The 15,800-nt window shown below is 72.9% G+C and carries 11 protein-coding genes; 5 read left to right on the top strand and 6 right to left on the bottom strand.

The genetic code is table 11. The features are described 5' to 3' along the window. Positions 1 to 53: 53 nt before the first annotated feature. The 4 genes from AB0K80_RS11830 to ssd are packed head-to-tail and all read right to left on the bottom strand — an operon-like array spanning position 54 to position 4,075. On the bottom strand, positions 54 to 845 hold the full coding sequence (locus AB0K80_RS11830; RefSeq protein WP_365668368.1) for a type II secretion system F family protein: 792 nt from the start codon (positions 843 to 845) through the stop codon (positions 54 to 56). Continuing rightward, the gene (locus AB0K80_RS11825; protein WP_365668579.1) at positions 842 to 1,693 is read right to left on the bottom strand and encodes a type II secretion system F family protein; all 852 of its coding nucleotides are present in this window, start codon (positions 1,691 to 1,693) and stop codon (positions 842 to 844) included. The genes AB0K80_RS11830 and AB0K80_RS11825 overlap by 4 nt, the downstream gene beginning before the upstream one ends. Before the next feature lie 7 nt (positions 1,694 to 1,700). Next, the gene (locus AB0K80_RS11820) at positions 1,701 to 2,975 is read right to left on the bottom strand and encodes a TadA family conjugal transfer-associated ATPase (protein WP_365668366.1); all 1,275 of its coding nucleotides are present in this window, start codon (positions 2,973 to 2,975) and stop codon (positions 1,701 to 1,703) included. Continuing rightward, positions 2,972 to 4,075, bottom strand: coding sequence for a septum site-determining protein Ssd (gene ssd, locus AB0K80_RS11815; protein ID WP_365668364.1), 1,104 nt, complete (start codon positions 4,073 to 4,075; stop codon positions 2,972 to 2,974). The genes AB0K80_RS11820 and ssd overlap by 4 nt, the downstream gene beginning before the upstream one ends. Before the next feature lie 616 nt (positions 4,076 to 4,691). Between ssd and AB0K80_RS11810 the strand changes: the two genes are divergently transcribed. Further along, positions 4,692 to 5,525 carry an HAD-IB family hydrolase gene (locus AB0K80_RS11810; RefSeq protein ID WP_365668362.1) on the top strand — a complete coding sequence of 278 codons (834 nt, stop codon included), beginning with the start codon at positions 4,692 to 4,694 and terminating at the stop codon, positions 5,523 to 5,525. Between the two features lie 320 nt (positions 5,526 to 5,845). On the opposite strand, the gene AB0K80_RS11805 is transcribed toward AB0K80_RS11810, so the two are convergent. Further along, a complete protein-coding gene (locus tag AB0K80_RS11805; protein WP_365668360.1) occupies positions 5,846 to 6,670 on the bottom strand; it encodes an oxidoreductase in 825 nt (274 codons plus the stop codon). A gap of 101 nt (positions 6,671 to 6,771) precedes the next feature. Between AB0K80_RS11805 and AB0K80_RS11800 the strand changes: the two genes are divergently transcribed. Further along, complete coding sequence (locus AB0K80_RS11800) at positions 6,772 to 7,752, top strand: ATP-binding protein (protein ID WP_365668358.1); 981 nt, start codon at positions 6,772 to 6,774, stop codon at positions 7,750 to 7,752. A 69-nt stretch (positions 7,753 to 7,821) separates the two neighbouring features. Here AB0K80_RS11800 and AB0K80_RS11795 read toward each other — a convergent pair whose 3' ends face one another. Then, positions 7,822 to 9,138: a hypothetical protein gene (locus tag AB0K80_RS11795; protein WP_365668357.1), complete on the bottom strand. Its 1,317-nt coding sequence runs from the start codon at positions 9,136 to 9,138 to the stop codon at positions 7,822 to 7,824. A 296-nt stretch (positions 9,139 to 9,434) separates the two neighbouring features. Between AB0K80_RS11795 and AB0K80_RS11790 the strand changes: the two genes are divergently transcribed. From AB0K80_RS11790 to nhaA, 3 genes are all read left to right on the top strand, one after another. Beyond that, the gene (locus AB0K80_RS11790) at positions 9,435 to 11,873 is read left to right on the top strand and encodes a bifunctional SulP family inorganic anion transporter/carbonic anhydrase (RefSeq protein WP_365668355.1); all 2,439 of its coding nucleotides are present in this window, start codon (positions 9,435 to 9,437) and stop codon (positions 11,871 to 11,873) included. Positions 11,874 to 12,157: 284 nt separating this feature from the next. After that, entirely contained in the window at positions 12,158 to 14,113 is a 1,956-nt protein-coding gene (acs, locus tag AB0K80_RS11785; RefSeq protein ID WP_365668353.1) for an acetate--CoA ligase, read from the top strand. A gap of 221 nt (positions 14,114 to 14,334) precedes the next feature. Then, positions 14,335 to 15,786 carry a Na+/H+ antiporter NhaA gene (gene nhaA / locus AB0K80_RS11780; protein ID WP_365668351.1) on the top strand — a complete coding sequence of 484 codons (1,452 nt, stop codon included), beginning with the start codon at positions 14,335 to 14,337 and terminating at the stop codon, positions 15,784 to 15,786. Positions 15,787 to 15,800 lie beyond the last annotated feature (14 nt).

The following is a 15,800-nucleotide window of genomic DNA, read 5'->3' as shown; positions in this document are numbered from 1 at the left end:
GCTCGTCACTGCTTCTCGAAGCGCCGCTCACCGGCGCGTCCCGTGGGTCCCCGTCAGCCACCACCCCCGTCCAGCACGCCGCCCGCCAGCCCGATGACCACGGGCAGCACCCCGACCGCGATGAACGCGGGCAGGAAACACAGCCCCACCGGTGCGGTGACCAGGACGGAGGCCCGCCGGGCCCGTGCCGTGGCGGCGCGCGCCCACTCGGCGCGTGCGTCGGCGGCGAGCCGGGCGGCCGGCACGGCGGCGGGCAGCCCGGACACGTCGGCCCTCTCCAGCAGCCGGGCCAGCGCTCCCGCACCCGGTGCGGCGGCCAGCCGCCGCCAGGCCGCGCCCGGTTCGCCGCCGAGCCGTACCTCCGCCGCGCCGCGCGCCAGGGCGTCTCCGACCGGCCCGCCCAGGGCCTCGCCCACGGCCTGCGCCGCGAGCACCGGGCCGGCACCGGCCGCGATGCAGGCCGCCAGCAGGTCGGCGGCGAGCGGCAGTTGGCGTGCCGCCTCGGCGGCGTCGCGGTCGTGCGCGTCCGCGCCGGTGGCTGTCTGCCGCCGTCGCCACCCCCACAGCACGGCCGCCGCCACCAGTGCCACCGCGAGGCCCGCTGCACCGCCGACCAGCACCCACCCGGCACACACCACGCCCATCAGGGGCAGCCATCGCCGCAGGGCACCGCCTACCGCGCGCCGGGGAGCGGCCGGTGTCGCCGGCTCCTGCGCCAGCACCTCGGCCAGTCGTCGTCGCGCCCGGTGCCTGTGCCGCACGGTCCACAACCACCGGGCCGGCCATCCCAACAGCAGCGCCACCGCGACGGCTGTCCCCAGCCTGTGGACAACGTCTGCGTTCACGCCGCCTCCTCCGCTCCCCGCACGATGCGCAGCGCCCACCACAGCCCCAGTCCCTCCAGCACCCCACCGGCCAGCAGACAGCCCAGGCCGGCTCCGGTGTGCAGCAGCACGTGCAGCGGGTCGACGCCCAGGGCGGTGCCGAGGAGCAGGCCGAGAGCCGGCAGCCCGGCCAGCATCACGGCCGTGACGCGGGCACCCGCCAACTGGGCGCGCAGGTCGGCACGCTGGTCTCGCTCGGCGCGCAGCGCCCCTTCGAGCCGGTCGAGTCCGGCGGCGAGCCCGGCGCCCTGGTCCACCGCCACCCGCCAGCACGCGGCCAGTCCCCGCAGCCCTTCGGCCCCCGGCTGCCGTGCCGCGGCAGCGAGCGCGCCCGGCACGTCCCCGCCGAACCGCGCCGCCGCCAGCACCACGGCCTGGGCCGCACCGAGCCCGCCGGAGTCGCGGGCGGCGCGCAGCAGCGCCTCACCCGGCTGCCGCCCGGCCCGCACCTCCCCGGCCAGCGCCCCGCACAGCCCGATCACCGCATCCGCCCGGCGCTCCCGGGCGCGCCGCGCCTGACGGGCGAGCCGCGCCCGGCACAGCAACGGCACCCCGGCCGCTCCGGCGACGACCGGCAGGACCGACGCCCCCAGCACCGCCAGCACCACCCCGGCGGCGGGCGCCCACCACTCGGGCCGCAGTCGCGCGCGGACCCGCCGCAGCGCGTCCGTCACGCGTTCCGGCCAGCCGGGCGGTCCGCTGCCCGCCGTCCCACCACCCGCGAACAGCAACCGCGCCCGCCGCGCCCCGGGCTGCCGCCCGCCCAGCAGCCAGACGGCCGCGCCCAGGCACGCCACTGTCGCCCCCATCGACACCTCAGCCGTCCCGTCCAACGCCCTCTCCCCCTTCACACCCGTCCTGACGAAGCAGCCCCCGCCGGTCCTCCGGAGGCAGCTCCCGCCCACCGGGGCGAGGCACCTCCCGCCCGTCCTCCCGGAGCAGCCCCCGCAGCCGCTCCCACCCCCGCTCGCTGACGAACGCCTCCGCACCCCACCGCAGCGCCGGTACCGTCCGCACCAGCCCGGACGGGTCCCGCTCCAGCACGTGCACCTCGGCGATCCGCCGCCGTCCGGCCCGGTCGCGCACCAGGTGCAGGACCACCGACAGCGCAGCAGCCAGCTGGCTGTGCAAGGCGGCCCGGTCGAGTCCGGCGGCCGTGCCGAGTGCCTCGAGCCGGGCCGGTACGTCGGCGGCCGCGTTGGCGTGGACCGTGCCGCAGCCGCCCTCGTGGCCGGTGTTCAGCGCGGCCAGCAGATGCACCACCTCGGGCCCGCGCACCTCCCCCACGACGAGCCGGTCCGGGCGCATCCGCAGCGCCTGCCGCACGAGGTCCTCGAGGGTGACCAGTCCGGCGCCCTCCTGGTTGGCGGGCCGGGTCTCCAGGCGCACGACGTGCGGATGGTCCGGCCGCAGTTCCGCCGAGTCCTCGGCGAGCACGATCCGCTCGTCCGGGCCGGCCACTCCCAGCAGCGCGCTCAGCAGCGTCGTCTTGCCGCTGCCCGTTCCGCCGCTGACGAGGAAGGACAGCCGGGCCCGGATCAGGGCCCGCAGCACCCGGTCCCCGCCCGGCGGCACCGTGCCCGCCGCCACCAGCTCCTCGAGGGTGAAGGCGCGCGGCCGTACCACCCGCAGCGACAGGCAGGTGCAGCCGACGGCGACCGGCGGCAGCACCGCGTGCAGCCGGGTGCCGTCGGGCAGCCGGGCGTCCACCCAGGGCCGGGCGTCGTCGAGCCGGCGCCCTGCCACGGCGGCCAGCCGCTGCGCGAGGCGCCGCACGGCAGCGGCGTCGGCGAAACGGACGGAGGTCAGCTCGAGCCCGCCGCCCCGGTCGACCCAGACCCGGTCCGGGGCCGACACCAGGACGTCGGTCACCGACGGGTCGGTGAGCAGCGGCTCCAGTGGCCCGCTGCCGACCAGCTCGGACCGCAGCCGCTCGGCGGCGCCCAGCACTTCAGCATCGCCCAGCACCCGGCCCTGCTCCCGCAGCGCCTGCGCCACGCGCGCGGGGGTCGGCTCGGCGCCGCTCTCGGCCAGCCACTGGCGCACCCCGTCGAGCAGCCGGGAACCGTCGGCCGCGGTGAAGGCGTTCACGCGGCACCCGCCTCGACCAGGGCCCGCTCCCAGAACTGCGTGCAGAACCGCGCCAGGGGACTCCGCGCCGCCGCTCCGGGTGGCTGCCCGCCGCCCATCGGGCGCAGCAGTGCCGACTCCACGGGCACCTCCCCCGCCAGGGGCAGCCCGAGCAGCCGGGCCACCTCCCGGTCGTCCAGGCCGGGCGCGTACGGCCCTCGGACCGCCACCCGCAGGTCGCGCAGGACCATGCCCGCGGCGGAGGCGACACGGCCCGCCGCCGCGACGGCCCGCAGCTCCGCCGGTACCACCAGCAGCCCCATGTCGAGCTGTCCGAGGATCTCGGCGACTCCGTCGTCGACGCGGCGCGGCAGGTCGACGACGACCGTGCCGCCCCGGCGCCGGGCCGCCGCCAGCACCGCGCGGACGGCCTGCGGCGGGACGGCGACGCAGTCACCGCGGTCCCAGCTGAGCACGCGAAGGGAGTGCAGTTCGGGCAGCGATTCCTCCAGGGCGCCGCCGCCGACCCGCCCGCGCGAGGCGGCGAACGCGGGCCAGCGCAACCCCTCGGCTGTCTCCCCGCCGAGGAGGACATCGAGTCCGCCGCCCAGCGGATCCGCGTCCACGAGAAGCGTGCGCAGCCCCTCACGCGCGGAGGTGACGGCGAGGGCGCACGCGAGCGTAGAGGCGCCGGCCCCGCCGCGTCCGCCGATGACGCCGACGGTGAGCGCGGGCCGCCCGACCCCCTCGGCGACGTCGGCGATGCGGTCGACCAGCCACTGTTCGCCGTCGGGCAGCATCAGGACGTGGTCGGCGCCGATCTCCACCGCCCGCCGCCAGACCCCGGAATCGTCCTGGTCACGGCCGACCAGCACCACGCCGCGCCGGCGTGCGGCCCCGCGCAAGCGCCGGGCGGCGTCGTCGCCGACCAGCACGAGTGGGGCGGCCTCCCAGCGGCCGGTGGGTTCCGGCACCCCGTGGTGGACCTCCGGTGTGGCGCCGGCCGCCGCGCACAGGCGCAGCAGGTCGTCGAGGAGTTCGGCGTCCTCGGTGACGATGAGCGGTCCGCTCTGCCGCCCTCCGGCGGTCGGTGGCGGATCGTGTGCGACGGCTCCGGGCATGGCCGCATCCCCCTTCGCTGCATCTCTCGCGCAGCCCCTTCGGCCCCGCGAATCCCAAACGTGTGAAGAACCGCCCAAGCGGTCTCCATATGAGCGGCCGTCGAAAACCGGCCATACGCGCCCCGGCAAACGGATCCGGCAAGGAACCAGGAAGGAACCGGCAAGGAACCGGCAAGGAACTCGCCGCGAGCGGGCCGCGCTGGAATCACGGTGCAGCGATCCGGGAAATCGTGTGGATCTTGGTCGATAACTGTGGACGGCTCGGGGGTTGTGAATATCGCCATCACCCATACCGGTGACCCCGGCCCACCGCCCGTGCGACTCCCGCAGAGCAGTCCCACGGACACGCTCAGTGACGGATCATGGGCATGGCGAAGCACCGGACCTGAGCACCTGCGTGACAGCACCCGACGGCGGCGAAAATGGGAAAAACCCACCCGGACATGCGACGACCCCCGCCGGGGGGGAGAGCGGGGGTCGTCTCCACGGCCGACTCGGGGGGGGAGGAGTCGGACCGGGTTAGCACGGTCGCGAACGATCCGTGACTTCCATGGTGTACCCGAGAGGCCTCTCAGGCAAACCCACACGCCCACCTTACGCCGAATGGGCTGCCCCTATGCTCAAGGGCGTGGAAAACCACTCCTTGCCCCGCACAGCGGCCTTCTTTGATCTGGACAAGACGGTCATTGCGAAGTCGAGCACGCTCACCTTCAGCAAGTCCTTCTACCAAGGCGGTCTGATCAACCGCAGGGCTGTCTTGCGTACCGCATATGCCCAGTTCGTCTTCCTCGCCGGCGGCGCCGACCACGACCAGATGGAGCGGATGCGCGAGTACCTGTCCGCGCTGTGCCGCGGCTGGAACGTCCAGCAGGTCAAGGAGATCGTCGCCGAGACGCTGCACGACCTGATCGACCCGATCATCTACGACGAGGCCGCCTCCCTCATCGAGGAGCACCACACCGCCGGCCGCGACGTCGTGATCGTGTCCACGTCGGGCGCCGAGGTCGTCGAGCCGATCGGTGAGCTGCTCGGCGCCGACCGCGTCGTGGCCACCCGCATGGTCGTGGGCGACGACGGCTGCTTCACCGGGGAGGTGGAGTACTACGCGTACGGCCCGACGAAGGCCGAGGCGATCAGGGAGCTGGCCGAGTCCGAGGGGTACGACCTGTCCCGCTGCTACGCCTACAGCGACTCGGCGACCGACCTGCCGATGCTGGAGTCCGTCGGCCACCCGCACGCCGTCAACCCCGACCGCGCGCTGCGCCGGGAGGCACTGGCCCGCGGCTGGCCGATCCTCGACTTCCACCGCCCGGTGCGCCTCAAGCAGCGCTTCCCGGCGTTCTCCGTACCGCCGCGCCCGGTGCTCGTCGCCGCCGCCGCGATAGGCGCCGCGGCGGCCACGGCGGGGTTCGTCTGGTACGCGAACCGGCGTCGGGCGTCGATCGCCTGACCTGGGCGGCCCTCGCCGTCCTATTTGAACCCAAAAGTAAAGAAGCGCGGTCAGGGGTTTCGCTTGCTCCCGTTCCGGAGTACAAAGGACTCAACGGCCCGCGAGACCAAGGACATCCGAGAGGATCACCTTCAAAACGCAAATGGCCCACGGACCGAGCATGAACACCGGGCACCCACGCGACGTCGACCCGTCGATTACGGGCCAGCCGCACCAGGTGACGGGCAAAGTACCCGACCTGATGGGCGAATATCGAGGACGCTTGGTAACTCGGTGAACATGCCAGCGGCGGTACGAATCCTCGTACCGCCGCATTTCTGTTATGCCGCGCCGCGCTGGAGCGCCTCGCACACCGCCGTCGACTCGCGCGCGCCCAGCTCGACGGCCCTGCCGCAGTGCGCGATCCAGGCGGCCATGCCCTCGGGGGTCCCGGAGACGTACCCGTCGAGCGCCTTCACGTAGGCCGCGCGGCCCAGCTCGGCGTGGCCGACCTCGGCCGGGCACACCGACTTGGGGTCCAGACCGCTGCCCACCAGGACGATGCGTTCGGCGGTCCGCGCGACCAGGCCGTTGTGGGAGGCGAAGGGGCGCAGTGCCATCAGTTCGCCGTGCACGACGGCGGCCGTGACCAGCGCCGGGGCCGAGCTGCCCGCGATGATCAGTTCGGCGAGGCCGTCGAGCCGGCCGTGCATCTCCGTGGCGTTCGGCAACGGCAGCTCGACCAGCGGCTCGTCGACGGGCTCCCCCGCATGACGGGGTCGGCCGACGTGGTCGGCCTTGTCGGCCGCCGCCACCAGGTGCAGCCGCGCCAGCACTCGAAGGGGTGACTGCCGCCAGACGGACAGCAGTTGCCCCGCCTCCGCGGTCAGCCGGAGGGCCGCGCCCATGGTGCGCGCCTCGTCGTCGCCGCTGAAGTCGGTGCGCCGGCGCACCTCCTCCAGGGCCCAGTCCGCTCCGGACAGCGCCGCCGAGCCACGGGCGCCGCGCAGCGCCGCCTCGGAGGTGATCTCGGTGCTGCGGCGGCGCATGATCCGGTGCCCGTAGACCCGGTCCACGGCCTTGCGCACGGACTCCACGGACTCGGCCACGCCGGGCAGTGAGGCCAGGGCCGCAAGCGGGTCGGCGGTCGCGCCTGTCGTACTCATGGGTACGACCCTACGCACCCGCGGCCCGCACCCCACGAAGGAGTGGTCTTCCTCACGCGTGCGTGCGACACACCGCCATCGCCCCATTACGCTTCGTGAACATGAAAATTGCTTTCGTGGGGAAGGGCGGCAGCGGAAAGACGACCCTGTCCTCCCTGTTCATCCGGCATCTCGCGGCCCGGGCCGCCCCGGTCGTCGCGGTCGACGCCGACATCAACCAGCACCTGGGGTGCGCGCTGGGCCTCGACGAGGCGGAGGCGGCCGCGCTGCCCGCGCTGGGCGACCACCTGCGGCTCATCAAGGACTACCTGCGCGGCGACAACCCCCGTATCGCCTCGGCCGAGACGATGATCAAGACGACGCCGCCGGGTGAGGGCTCACGACTGCTGCGGGTGCGCGAGGACAACCCGGTCTACGACGCCTGCGCCCGGCCGGTGGAACTCGACGGCGGCGCGGTCCGTTTGATGGTCACGGGGGCCTTCACGGAGTCCGACCTGGGGGTCGCCTGCTACCACTCCAAGACGGGAGCGGTGGAGCTGTGCCTGAACCACCTGGTGGACGGGCGCGACGAGTACGTCGTGGTCGACATGACGGCGGGCTCGGACTCCTTCGCCTCCGGCATGTTCACCCGCTTCGACCTGACGTTCCTCGTCGCCGAGCCGACCCGCAGGGGGGTGTCCGTCTACCGCCAGTACAAGGAGTACGCCCGTGACTACGGGGTCCTGCTCAAGGTCGTGGGCAACAAGGTGCACGGCCCGGACGATGTCGACTTCCTGCGGGCCGAGGTCGGCGACGACCTGCTCGTGGCGTTCGGGCACTCGGACTGGGTACGCGCCCTGGAGAAGGGCCGGCCGCCCCGGTTCGGCCTCCTGGAGGAGCCCAACCGCCGCGCCCTGGAGCTGCTGCGCACCACGGTCGACGCGGCGTACGAGCAGCGCGACTGGGAGCGCTACACGCGCCAGATGGTGCACTTCCACCTCAAGAACGCCCAGGCCTGGGGCAACGAGCGCACCGGGGCCGACCTGGCGGCACAGATCGACCCCGGTTTCGTGCTCGGGGAGGCGGCGGTGACCACGGCCTGACCGGCCGTAGATCTGTCGCCTGCGACCGCCTGACGCCTCAGCGCCCGGCCCCTCGGGGCAGACAGTGGATCACCGCCTGGCCGCCGGGGCCTGCGGTGCCCCCTTCGCGGCCGGTGATCCGGGTGCCCCCTTCGGGGCCGGGGTCGGGCGGGCCGCCAGGAAGGCCGCCCAGCCCTGCTTCGGCGCCTGACCGACCTGCAGGGTGCGCAGCTTCTCGAGCGTCGTGGGGTCCTGCGCGTCCAGCCAGTCCGCGAGCTGCCGGAAGGAGACACACCGCACCTCGGCCTTGGTGCACACCCGCTCGATGACCTCCTCGACGGCCCGCATGTAGGTGCCGCCGTTCCAGGACTCGAAGTGGTTGCCGATGATCAGGGGCGCCCGGTTGCCGTCGTAGGCCCGCTGGAAGCCCCGCAGCAGGCTGTCGCGCATCTGGTCGCCCCAGTAGGCGTGCTTGGCGGGGTCGCCCTGGGTGGTGGTGCCCGACTGGTTGACCATGAAGTTGTAGTCCATGGTGAGCTGCTCGAAGGAGTGCCCGGGGAACGGCACGAGCTGCATCGACAGATCCCACAGGCCGTGCTTCTTGCCCGGCCACACCTGGTTGTTGACGCCGCTGGTGTCGTACCGGAAGCCCAGCTGGCGGGCCGCCCTCATGAAGTTCTCCCGGCCCTCCAGGCAGGGGGTGCGGGCGCCGATGAGCTCCTTGTCGTAGTCGAAGGGCAGCGGGGCCGCGTCCGTCAGGCCCGTGTTGGTCTTCCAGGTCTTCACGAACTGCTTGGCCTGGGCGATCTCGTCCTTCCAGTCCTCGACCGACCACTCGCCGACCCCGCCGCCGCTGCCACAGAAGTGGCCGTTGAAGTGGGTGCCGACCTCATTGCCCTCCAGCCACGCCAGACGCAGCTGCTCGGCGGTGGCGGCGATGCCCCTCCGGTCGTTGAAGCCGATGTCGGAGCGGCCCGGTGAGTGCTGCGGCGGCCGGTACAGGTCGCGCCTCTCCTCCGGCAGCATGTACACGCCGCTGAGGAAGTACGTCATCGTCGCGTTGTTCGCCCTGGCGACCTCGCGGAAGTGGGAGAAGAGCTTCTGGCTGTCCTCGCCGGCGCCGTCCCACGAGAACACCACGAACTGCGGGGGCTTCTGGCCGGGCCTGAGGCGCTCGGGTCTGGGCAGGTGCGGCTGCGCTCCGGTGTAGGCGGTGGAACCGTCACCGATCAGCCGCAGGGTGCTCTTCGGTGCCGACCGGCCGTGCTGCGGTGCGTGCGCCCCCTGCGGGTGAGCGTCCGTGCCGGCCTCGCTGGAACCGCCGGTTCCGAACGCACAGCCGGCGAGCGACAGGGCGCAGACCCCGGCGATGACGGGGCCTGCGGCGATCCTGTGGGTGGCTGCCATGTTCCGCCCACCTTCTTCCTTCTCTCGGGTGCCGACAGCGCCGCAAAGGTCGCACGGAAGGAAGAAGGAATTATTACGACAAGCCGATGAAATACCTCCTTCACTCGTGAGAGGGACTTATTAGCCCATTTGCCCGGACATTCTATGCCAGCCCTTTACTCTGCATTACGATCCGTTTACGGAGCGTTGATGCATCCCGCCGCTGTACGCCGTGACCCACGGCCGCGACCGAACCCTGCCCGCGAGGCGGGAACCACCAGATCCGCGACCGCGTAGCCCCGGAGGAGACGGGAACCATGTCAGCCTGCGTCCCCGCACGCACCACCGACTCGGGTCCGACCGAGCCCATCCACCAGTCCCACAGCCCGCCACCGGCCGGCCCCCGCCGCTTCCGTATCGCGGGTGCCGACGTGTCGGCGTCGATCGCGGTCTTCCTGATCGCCCTGCCCCTGTCCCTGGGCATCGCCCTCGCCACCGGCGCGCCGCTCCAGGCCGGCCTCGTCGCCGCCGCCGTCGGCGGGCTCGTCGCCGGCAGATTCGGCGGCTCCCCGCTCCAGGTCAGCGGTCCGGCCGCCGGGCTCACGGTGGTCACCGCCGACCTGATCCAGCGCTACGGCTGGCGCACCACCTGCGCCATCACCGTCCTCGCCGGCCTCGCCCAACTCGGGCTCGGCTGCCTGCGGGTGGCGCGCACGGCGCTCGCCGTGAGCCCCGCCATCGTGCACGGCATGCTCGCCGGCATCGGCGTCACCATCGCCGTCGCCCAGCTGCACATCGTGCTCGGCGGCACCCCGCAGAGCTCCGTGCCCGACAACCTCAGGGCGCTGCCCGCCCAGCTGGCCGACCTGCACCCGGCGGCGGTGTCGGTGAGCACCCTGACCCTGGCTCTGCTGTTCGTCTGGCCACGGCTGCCCGGCCGGGCCGGGAGCGTCCTGCGCAGGGTGCCGGCCGCGCTCGTCGCCGTGACCGGGGGCAGCACCGCCGCGGCCCTCGCGGGTCTGCGCCTGCCCAAGGTCGACCTGCCGTCCTGGAGCAACCACGCCCTGGCCGGGCTGCCGGAAGGTCCGGTGCTCGGCCTCGTCGCGGCCGTGCTCACCACGACACTCGTGTGCAGCGTGCAGTCGCTGCTCGGCGCGGTCGCCGTCGACAAACTGGCGGCCGCACGGCCCGGCCCGCCCGTCCCCCGCTCCGATCTGGACCGCGAACTGCTCGGGCAGGGCGCCGCCAACATCGTCTCCGGCACGCTCGGCGGGCTGCCCGTCGCCGGGGTGGCGGTGCGCAGTACCGCGAATGTGCACGCGGGTGCCGTGAGCCGGAACTCCACGATGCTGCACGGCGTTCTCGTGGTAGCCGCCACGCTGCTGATGGTCCCGCTCCTGGAGCTCATCCCGCTCGCCTCGCTCGCCGCCCTGGTGATGTCCGTCGGCATCCAGATGGTCTCGCTGCACCACATCCGCACGGTGACCCGCCACCGTGAGGTGCTGGTGTACGCCGTCACCACCCTCGGCGTGGTGTCCCTCGGCGTCCTGGAGGGCGTCGCCCTCGGTATCGCCGTCGCCGTCGGCGTCGCCCTGCACCGCCTCACCCGCACCCGTATCACGCACGACGAGGAGGAAGGAGTCCATCACGTACACGTCCGAGGGCAGTTGACGTTCCTCGCGGTGCCCCGGCTCAGCCGGGCGCTGCATCTCGTGCCCCAGGGAACGAACGTCGTCGTGGAGCTGGACGGCTCGTTCATGGACCACGCCGCGTACGAGACGTTGCAGGACTGGCAGAAGACGCACACCGCGCGGGGCGGCACCGTCGAGATCACCGGCCGCCGCGCCGGAATCCGCATCGCCGAACCCGAGGCGCTCCACGACCAGGACGCGCGGGAGGGAGCCGAGGCGGCCGTCGACTCCGCCGCCGGCTGCCGCTGCCGTCCCTGGACGCCCTGGCGCAACCACCAGTGCGAACGTCCGCGCCCCGAGCCGTCCGCCGAGCGGCCCGGCGACGGCATCGACCGCGCCGAGACCGCCGGGGCCGGTACGAGCGGGCACGAACTGGCGCGTGGCATCAGCGCGTTCCAGCGCAACACCGCGCCGCTGGTGCGCGGCGAGCTGGCCCGGCTGGCGCGCGAGGGGCAGCGGCCGTCCCACCTGTTCCTCACCTGCGCCGACTCACGGCTCGTCACCTCGATGATCACCTCCAGTGGTCCGGGCGACCTGTTCGTGGTGCGCAACGTGGGCAACCTGGTGCCGTTGCCCGGCGAGGAGAGCGGTGACGACTCGGTGGCCGCGGCCATCGAGTACGCGGTGGACGTGCTGAAGGTGCGGTCCATCACGGTGTGCGGGCACTCCGGGTGCGGGGCCATGCAGGCACTGCTCAGCTCCGAGCCGGGAGGGGCGCAGACACCGCTCAAGCGGTGGCTGCGGCACGGGCTGCCGAGCCTGGAGCGCATGGCCGACGGCGGCCGCCCGTGGGCGCGGCTGGCCGGGCGGGCACCCGCCGACGCGGTGGAGCAGCTGAGCCTGACCAACGTGGTCCAACAGCTGGAGCACCTGCGCGCCCACGACTCGGTGGCTCGGGCGCTGAAGGCAGGTGCTCTGGAGCTGCACGGGATGTACTTCCACGTGGGCGAGGCACAGGCGTACCTGCTCACCGAGGACCCCGAGGACCGGGCCGCCGACAGGGACGGTGACCTACGCGCGGCCCGGTTCTTCGACCGGGTGCGGCCGGTGGACCTGTCCGCCTGACGCCCGCACGCACCACCTCGGGCGGCGCGGTCCCACCAGTCCGGGACCGCGCCGCCCCCTTTGGCCCACCCCAGCCCACCAGCCCCCTCGCCCGCCCACGTGTGAAAGGCGTTACACACCCTGAACTTCCCCAGGTCGGCGTCCGTGGCAACGGGTGACCGGGACCACGGGGCGGCACGGCCGAAAGGTCTACACCAATCGGCCGACGACCCTTGTCATCGGCCCCCCGGGTCTGATGAGCTGTGGCCTGGGACACAACGGACACCCTGGGAAAGGCAGATGCCGTGAGCAACGAAAGCCTGGCCAACCTGCTCAAGGAAGAGCGCAGGTTCGCACCCCCCGCCGACCTGGCCGCGCACGCCAACGTCACCGCGGAGGCGTATGAACAGGCCAAGGCTGACAGGCTCGGCTTCTGGGCCGAGCAGGCCCGCCGGCTGACCTGGGCCAAGGAGCCCACCGAGATCCTCGACTGGTCGAACCCGCCGTTCGCCAAGTGGTTCAAGGACGGCGAGCTCAACGTCGCCTACAACTGCGTCGACCGGCATGTGGAGGCCGGACACGGCGACCGGGTCGCCCTCCACTTCGAGGGAGAGCCCGGCGACAGCCGCGCCCTCACCTACGCCGAACTCAAGGACGAGGTCTCCAAGGCCGCCAACGCCCTGCTGGAGCTGGGTGTCCGAAAGGGCGACCGGGTCGCCGTCTACATGCCGATGATCCCCGAGACGGCGATCGCGATGCTGGCCTGCGCCCGGATCGGCGCCGCGCACTCGGTCGTCTTCGGCGGCTTCTCGGCGGACGCGCTCGCCACCCGGATCCAGGACGCGGACGCACGGGTCGTCATCACCGCCGACGGCGGCTACCGGCGTGGCAAGCCGTCCGCGCTCAAGCCCGCCGTGGACGAGGCGCTCGGGAAGGCGGCGGGCGTCGAGCACGTGCTCGTGGTGCGCCGCACCGGCCAGGAGGTCGCCTGGACCGAGGGCCGGGACGTGTGGTGGCACGACCTCGTGGACCGGCAGTCCGCCGAGCACACCCCGGAGGCGTTCGAGGCGGAGCAGCCGCTGTTCATCCTCTACACCTCGGGCACGACGGGGAAGCCGAAGGGCATCCTGCACACCTCCGGCGGCTACCTCACCCAGGCCGCGTACACCCACTGGGCCGTCTTCGACCTCAAGCCGGAGACCGACGTCTACTGGTGCACCGCCGACGTCGGCTGGGTCACCGGGCACTCCTACATCGTCTACGGACCGCTGGCCAACGGCGCGACCCAGGTGATGTACGAGGGCACCCCGGACACCCCGCACCAGGGCCGCTTCTGGGAGATCGTCCAGAAGTACGGGGTGACGATCCTCTACACCGCGCCGACCGCGATCCGCACGTTCATGAAGTGGGGCGACGACATCCCCGCCAAGTACGACCTGTCCAGCCTGCGCGTGCTGGGCTCGGTCGGCGAGCCGATCAACCCGGAGGCGTGGATCTGGTACCGCAAGCACATCGGCGGCGACCGCACCCCGGTCGTGGACACCTGGTGGCAGACCGAGACCGGCGCGATGATGATCTCCCCGCTGCCGGGCGTCACCGAGGCCAAGCCCGGCTCCGCGCAGCGTCCGCTGCCCGGCATCTGCGCGACCGTCGTCGACGACGGGGCCAACGAGGTGCCCGACGGCGGGGGCGGCTACCTGGTGCTCACCGAGCCGTGGCCGTCGATGCTGCGCACCATCTGGGGCGACGACCAGCGGTTCATCGACACGTACTGGTCGCGCTTCGAAGGCAGGTACTTCGCCGGTGACGGCGCGAAGAAGGACGACGACGGCGACATCTGGCTGCTCGGCCGGGTGGACGACGTGATGCTGGTGTCCGGCCACAACATCTCCACCACGGAGGTCGAGTCGGCCCTGGTGTCCCACCCGTCCGTCGCCGAGGCGGCCGTGGTCGGCGCGGCGGACGAGACGACGGGGCAGGCCATCGTCGCCTTCGTGATCCTGCGCGGTACGGCCGCGGAGACCGAGGACCTGGTCGCCGAGCTGCGCAACCACGTCGGCGCCACCCTCGGCCCGATCGCCAAGCCCAAGCGCATCCTGCCGGTGGCCGAGCTGCCCAAGACCCGCTCCGGCAAGATCATGCGACGCCTGCTGCGGGACGTCGCCGAGAACCGCCAGCTCGGGGACGTCACCACGCTGACGGACTCGACGGTGATGGACCTGATCCAGGCCAAGCTGCCCAAGGCGCCCAGCGAGGACTGAGCATCGCACGGCGGGGCACCCGGCAGCGGACACCCGCCGGGTGCCCCGCCCCACGACGGCGTAGGACGGCCACCTCGTACGCACCTGCGTGCGGCGAGATCGCCGGGCCCGCCCGAGGCAGGTCGGATAGGCTGAGGAACACGTCGAACATGTGAGAGGTGCGCCGGGAAGTCTGGTCGGCAAGCGTTCCGCCCTGCCTGCCCACCGACCGGAGGTCCACCTTGTCCGCCCCTCGCTACTCCGCCCCCCGCGACCCCGGTCCCCGCAAGCTCTTCGGGCGTCTGTCGCTGCCCGAGCGGACCTTCGTCGCGGACGCGCTGCGCACCGAGACCGTCGGCGGCGTCCTGCTGCTCCTCGCCGCGCTCGCCGCGCTGGCCTGGGCGAACATCCCCGCGCTGCACGACAGCTACGCGACCGTGTCCCACCACCACCTGGGACCGGCCGCCCTCGGCCTGGACCTGTCCGTCGCGCACTGGGCGGCCGACGGGCTGCTCGCGGTCTTCTTCTTCGTCGCCGGCATCGAGCTCAAGCGCGAGCTGGTCGCCGGTGACCTGCGCGACCCCAGGGCCGCCGCGCTTCCCGTCGTCGCGGCGCTGTGCGGCATGGCCGTACCGGCGCTCGTCTACACCCTCACCGTGGTGACCGGCGGCGGGTCGCTGGCCGGCTGGGCGGTGCCCACCGCCACCGACATCGCCTTCGCGCTCGCCGTGCTCGCCGTCATCGGCACCTCCCTGCCGAACGCGCTGCGCGCCTTCCTGCTCACGCTCGCCGTCGTCGACGACCTCTTCGCCATCCTGATCATCGCCGTCTTCTTCACCGACGACCTGAACTTCGCCGCGCTCGGCGGCGCCGCCGCGGGCCTGGCCGTCTTCTGGCTGCTGCTGCGCAAGGGCGTCCGCGGCTGGTACGTGTACGTCCCGCTCGCCCTGGTCATCTGGGGGCTGATGTACAACAGCGGCGTCCACGCCACCATCGCCGGTGTAGCGATGGGCCTGATGCTGCGCTGCCACCGCCACGAAGGCGAGGCGCACTCCCCCGGCGAGCGCATCGAACATCGCGTACGGCCCCTGTCGGCGGGGCTGGCGGTGCCGCTGTTCGCGCTGTTCAGCGCGGGCGTGCCGATCTCCGGCAGCGCGCTCGGGGACGTGTTCACACAGCCGGAGACGCTCGGCGTGGTGCTCGGGCTCGTGGTCGGCAAGGCGCTCGGCATCTTCGGCGGCACCTGGCTGACCGCCCGCTTCACCCGGGCCTCGCTCAGCGACGAGCTGGAGTGGGCGGACGTGTTCGCGGTGGCGACCCTGGCCGGCATCGGCTTCACCGTCTCGCTGCTCATCGGCGAACTGGCCTTCGAGGGCGACGCGAGGATGACCGACGAGGTCAAGGCCGCCGTCCTCATCGGCTCGCTCATCGCCGCGATCCTCGCCACCGTCCTGCTGAAGATACGGAACGCCAAGTACCGCCGCCTGTGGGAGGCCGAGGAGCGCGACGAGGACCGCGACGGCATCCCGGACATCTACGAGGAGGACGAGCCGGAGTACCACCTGCGGATGGCGGAGATCTACGACCGCAAGGCCGCCGAACACCGCAGGATCGCCGAGGAGAAGGCCGCCGCGCGACGCGGGCTTGCCGAAGTGCCGGGCGGGGCAGGCGATGACCGCGACGGTCCGGCATGATCTGACGAGACGGT

This window comes from Streptomyces sp. NPDC052682 (assembly GCF_040678435.1).
GTDB lineage: Bacteria > Actinomycetota > Actinomycetes > Streptomycetales > Streptomycetaceae > Streptomyces.
The sequence above is the reverse complement of the archived record's forward strand: the minus strand, read 5'-3'. Positions and strand labels throughout refer to the sequence as shown.